We start from the raw sequence: 5,157 nt of genomic DNA, 5'->3' as shown, positions 1-5,157 counted from the left end.
GCATCACAAGTGGCCATGCGAGAAATCACATAGTCATTTGAGATTGCTGAGCCAAGTTTAGGGTTTCTTAAAAACCCAAGCAGTATTGAACTGAAGAGTTTGATCATGGCTCAGATTGAACGCTGGCGGCAGGCCTAACACATGCAAGTCGAGCGGATGACGGGAGCTTGCTCCTGGATTCAGCGGCGGACGGGTGAGTAATGCCTAGGAATCTGCCTGGTAGTGGGGGACAACGTTTCGAAAGGAACGCTAATACCGCATACGTCCTACGGGAGAAAGCAGGGGACCTTCGGGCCTTGCGCTATCAGATGAGCCTAGGTCGGATTAGCTAGTTGGTGAGGTAATGGCTCACCAAGGCGACGATCCGTAACTGGTCTGAGAGGATGATCAGTCACACTGGAACTGAGACACGGTCCAGACTCCTACGGGAGGCAGCAGTGGGGAATATTGGACAATGGGCGAAAGCCTGATCCAGCCATGCCGCGTGTGTGAAGAAGGTCTTCGGATTGTAAAGCACTTTAAGTTGGGAGGAAGGGTTGTACGTTAATACCGTGCAATTTTGACGTTACCGACAGAATAAGCACCGGCTAACTCTGTGCCAGCAGCCGCGGTAATACAGAGGGTGCAAGCGTTAATCGGAATTACTGGGCGTAAAGCGCGCGTAGGTGGTTCGTTAAGTTGGATGTGAAAGCCCCGGGCTCAACCTGGGAACTGCATCCAAAACTGGCGAGCTAGAGTATGGTAGAGGGTGGTGGAATTTCCTGTGTAGCGGTGAAATGCGTAGATATAGGAAGGAACACCAGTGGCGAAGGCGACCACCTGGACTGATACTGACACTGAGGTGCGAAAGCGTGGGGAGCAAACAGGATTAGATACCCTGGTAGTCCACGCCGTAAACGATGTCAACTAGCCGTTGGAATCCTTGAGATTTTAGTGGCGCAGCTAACGCATTAAGTTGACCGCCTGGGGAGTACGGCCGCAAGGTTAAAACTCAAATGAATTGACGGGGGCCCGCACAAGCGGTGGAGCATGTGGTTTAATTCGAAGCAACGCGAAGAACCTTACCAGGCCTTGACATGCAGAGAACTTTCCAGAGATGGATTGGTGCCTTCGGGAACTCTGACACAGGTGCTGCATGGCTGTCGTCAGCTCGTGTCGTGAGATGTTGGGTTAAGTCCCGTAACGAGCGCAACCCTTGTCCTTAGTTACCAGCACGTAATGGTGGGCACTCTAAGGAGACTGCCGGTGACAAACCGGAGGAAGGTGGGGATGACGTCAAGTCATCATGGCCCTTACGGCCTGGGCTACACACGTGCTACAATGGTCGGTACAGAGGGTTGCCAAGCCGCGAGGTGGAGCTAATCTCACAAAACCGATCGTAGTCCGGATCGCAGTCTGCAACTCGACTGCGTGAAGTCGGAATCGCTAGTAATCGCGAATCAGAATGTCGCGGTGAATACGTTCCCGGGCCTTGTACACACCGCCCGTCACACCATGGGAGTGGGTTGCACCAGAAGTAGCTAGTCTAACCTTCGGGGGGACGGTTACCACGGTGTGATTCATGACTGGGGTGAAGTCGTAACAAGGTAGCCGTAGGGGAACCTGCGGCTGGATCACCTCCTTAATCGAAGACATCAGCCTGCTGATGAGCTCCCACACGAATTGCTTGATTCATTGTCGAAGACGATCAAGACCCTATATAGGTCTGTAGCTCAGTTGGTTAGAGCGCACCCCTGATAAGGGTGAGGTCGGCAGTTCAAATCTGCCCAGACCTACCAATATGCGGGGCCATAGCTCAGCTGGGAGAGCGCCTGCCTTGCACGCAGGAGGTCAGCGGTTCGATCCCGCTTGGCTCCACCACTTTCTGCGGTACCTTGATCAGAACCTAGAAATGAGCATTCGCTGTTGAATGTTGATTTCTGGCTTTTGTCAGATCGTTCTTTAAAAATTCGGATATGTGATAGATAGACTGATGGCCAGTTTCACTGCTGGTTAATCAGGCTAAGGTAAAATTTGTGAGTTCTGCGCGAGAGCGCAACATGCGAATTTTCGGCGAATGTCGTCTTCACAGTATAACCAGATTGCTTGGGGTTATATGGTCAAGTGAAGAAGCGCATACGGTGGATGCCTTGGCAGTCAGAGGCGATGAAAGACGTGGTAGCCTGCGATAAGCTTTGGGGAGTCGGCAAACAGACTGTGATCCAGAGATCTCTGAATGGGGGAACCCACCTAGGATAACCTAGGTATCTTGTACTGAATACATAGGTGCAAGAGGCGAACCAGGGGAACTGAAACATCTAAGTACCCTGAGGAAAAGAAATCAACCGAGATTCCCTTAGTAGTGGCGAGCGAACGGGGACCAGCCCTTAAGCTGGTTTGAGATTAGTGGAACGCTCTGGAAAGTGCGGCCATAGTGGGTGATAGCCCCGTACACGAAAATCTCTTGCCAGTGAAATCGAGTAGGACGGAGCACGAGAAACTTTGTCTGAACATGGGGGGACCATCCTCCAAGGCTAAATACTACTGACTGACCGATAGTGAACCAGTACCGTGAGGGAAAGGCGAAAAGAACCCCGGAGAGGGGAGTGAAATAGAACCTGAAACCGTATGCGTACAAGCAGTGGGAGCCTACTTTGTTAGGTGACTGCGTACCTTTTGTATAATGGGTCAGCGACTTATATTCAGTGGCGAGCTTAACCGAATAGGGGAGGCGTAGCGAAAGCGAGTCTTAATAGGGCGTTTAGTCGCTGGGTATAGACCCGAAACCGGGCGATCTATCCATGGGCAGGTTGAAGGTTAGGTAACACTGACTGGAGGACCGAACCGACTACCGTTGAAAAGTTAGCGGATGACCTGTGGATCGGAGTGAAAGGCTAATCAAGCTCGGAGATAGCTGGTTCTCCTCGAAAGCTATTTAGGTAGCGCCTCATGTATCACTGCTGGGGGTAGAGCACTGTTTCGGCTAGGGGGTCATCCCGACTTACCAAACCGATGCAAACTCCGAATACCAGCAAGTGCCGAGCATGGGAGACACACGGCGGGTGCTAACGTCCGTCGTGAAAAGGGAAACAACCCAGACCGTCAGCTAAGGTCCCAAAGTCATGGTTAAGTGGGAAACGATGTGGGAAGGCTTAGACAGCTAGGAGGTTGGCTTAGAAGCAGCCACCCTTTAAAGAAAGCGTAATAGCTCACTAGTCGAGTCGGCCTGCGCGGAAGATGTAACGGGGCTCAAACCATGCACCGAAGCTACGGGTATCACCTTTGGTGATGCGGTAGAGGAGCGTTCTGTAAGCCTGTGAAGGTGAGTTGAGAAGCTTGCTGGAGGTATCAGAAGTGCGAATGCTGACATGAGTAACGACAATGCGAGTGAAAAACTCGCACGCCGAAAGACCAAGGTTTCCTGCGCAACGTTAATCGACGCAGGGTTAGTCGGTCCCTAAGGCGAGGCTGAAAAGCGTAGTCGATGGAAAACAGGTTAATATTCCTGTACTTCCGGTTATTGCGATGGAGGGACGGAGAAGGCTAGGCCAGCTTGGCGTTGGTTGTCCAAGTTTAAGGTGGTAGGCTGAAATCTTAGGCAAATCCGGGATTTCAAGGCCGAGAGCTGATGACGAGTTGCCTTTAGGCGACGAAGTGGTTGATGCCATGCTTCCAAGAAAAGCTCCTAAGCTTCAGATAACCGGGAACCGTACCCCAAACCGACACAGGTGGTCGGGTAGAGAATACCAAGGCGCTTGAGAGAACTCGGGTGAAGGAACTAGGCAAAATGGCACCGTAACTTCGGGAGAAGGTGCGCCGGCGAGGGTGAAGGACTTGCTCCGTAAGCTCATGCCGGTCGAAGATACCAGGCCGCTGCGACTGTTTATTAAAAACACAGCACTCTGCAAACACGAAAGTGGACGTATAGGGTGTGACGCCTGCCCGGTGCCGGAAGGTTAATTGATGGGGTTAGCGCAAGCGAAGCTCTTGATCGAAGCCCCGGTAAACGGCGGCCGTAACTATAACGGTCCTAAGGTAGCGAAATTCCTTGTCGGGTAAGTTCCGACCTGCACGAATGGCGTAACGATGGCGGCGCTGTCTCCACCCGAGACTCAGTGAAATTGAAATCGCTGTGAAGATGCAGTGTATCCGCGGCTAGACGGAAAGACCCCGTGAACCTTTACTATAGCTTTGCACTGGACTTTGAGCTTGCTTGTGTAGGATAGGTGGGAGGCTTTGAAGTGGGGACGCCAGTTCTCATGGAGCCATCCTTGAAATACCACCCTGGCAACCTTGAGGTTCTAACTCAGGTCCGTGATCCGGATCGAGGACAGTGTATGGTGGGTAGTTTGACTGGGGCGGTCTCCTCCCAAAGAGTAACGGAGGAGTACGAAGGTGCGCTCAGACCGGTCGGAAATCGGTCGTAGAGTATAAAGGCAAAAGCGCGCTTGACTGCGAGACAGACACGTCGAGCAGGTACGAAAGTAGGTCTTAGTGATCCGGTGGTTCTGTATGGAAGGGCCATCGCTCAACGGATAAAAGGTACTCCGGGGATAACAGGCTGATACCGCCCAAGAGTTCATATCGACGGCGGTGTTTGGCACCTCGATGTCGGCTCATCACATCCTGGGGCTGAAGCCGGTCCCAAGGGTATGGCTGTTCGCCATTTAAAGTGGTACGCGAGCTGGGTTTAGAACGTCGTGAGACAGTTCGGTCCCTATCTGCCGTGGACGTTTGAGATTTGAGAGGGGCTGCTCCTAGTACGAGAGGACCGGAGTGGACGAACCTCTGGTGTTCCGGTTGTCACGCCAGTGGCATTGCCGGGTAGCTATGTTCGGAAGAGATAACCGCTGAAAGCATCTAAGCGGGAAACTTGCCTCAAGATGAGATCTCACTGGGATCTTGAATCCCCTGAAGGGCCGTCGAAGACTACGACGTTGATAGGTTGGGTGTGTAAGCGCTGTGAGGCGTTGAGCTAACCAATACTAATTGCCCGTGAGGCTTGACCATATAACACCCAAGCAATTTGAGCGTCAGACGCCGAATTGTGGTGGTGAAGACGAAAGAACCGAAGATTCGTAAGGCCACAAATTCACATATCCGAATTCGCTGGGCTGTCCAACAGGACATTCTGGCTACAGAATTTCTTGACGACCATAGAGCATTGGAACCACCTGA

General features: G+C 52.2%; 2 tRNA genes and 2 rRNA genes. All 4 read left to right on the top strand.

Annotation, left to right across the window (positions count from 1 at the left end):
• Positions 1–87: 87 nt before the first annotated feature.
• Positions 88–1,624: ribosomal RNA gene (locus tag P0Y43_RS23800) — 16S ribosomal RNA — on the top strand.
• Between the two features lie 77 nt (positions 1,625–1,701).
• Positions 1,702–1,778, top strand: a tRNA-Ile gene (locus P0Y43_RS23795).
• Between the two features lie 6 nt (positions 1,779–1,784).
• Positions 1,785–1,860, top strand: a tRNA-Ala gene (locus P0Y43_RS23790).
• 237 nt (positions 1,861–2,097) lie between these two features.
• Positions 2,098–4,989: ribosomal RNA gene (locus P0Y43_RS23785) — 23S ribosomal RNA — on the top strand.
• Together the 16S and 23S rRNA genes with 2 tRNA genes alongside form the textbook arrangement of a ribosomal RNA operon.
• Positions 4,990–5,157: the final 168 nt, after the last annotated feature.

It is taken from the genome of Pseudomonas entomophila, assembly GCF_029193575.1.
Classification (GTDB): Bacteria; Pseudomonadota; Gammaproteobacteria; order Pseudomonadales; family Pseudomonadaceae; genus Aquipseudomonas; species Aquipseudomonas entomophila_G.
The sequence above is the reverse complement of the archived record's forward strand: the minus strand, read 5'-3'. Positions and strand labels throughout refer to the sequence as shown.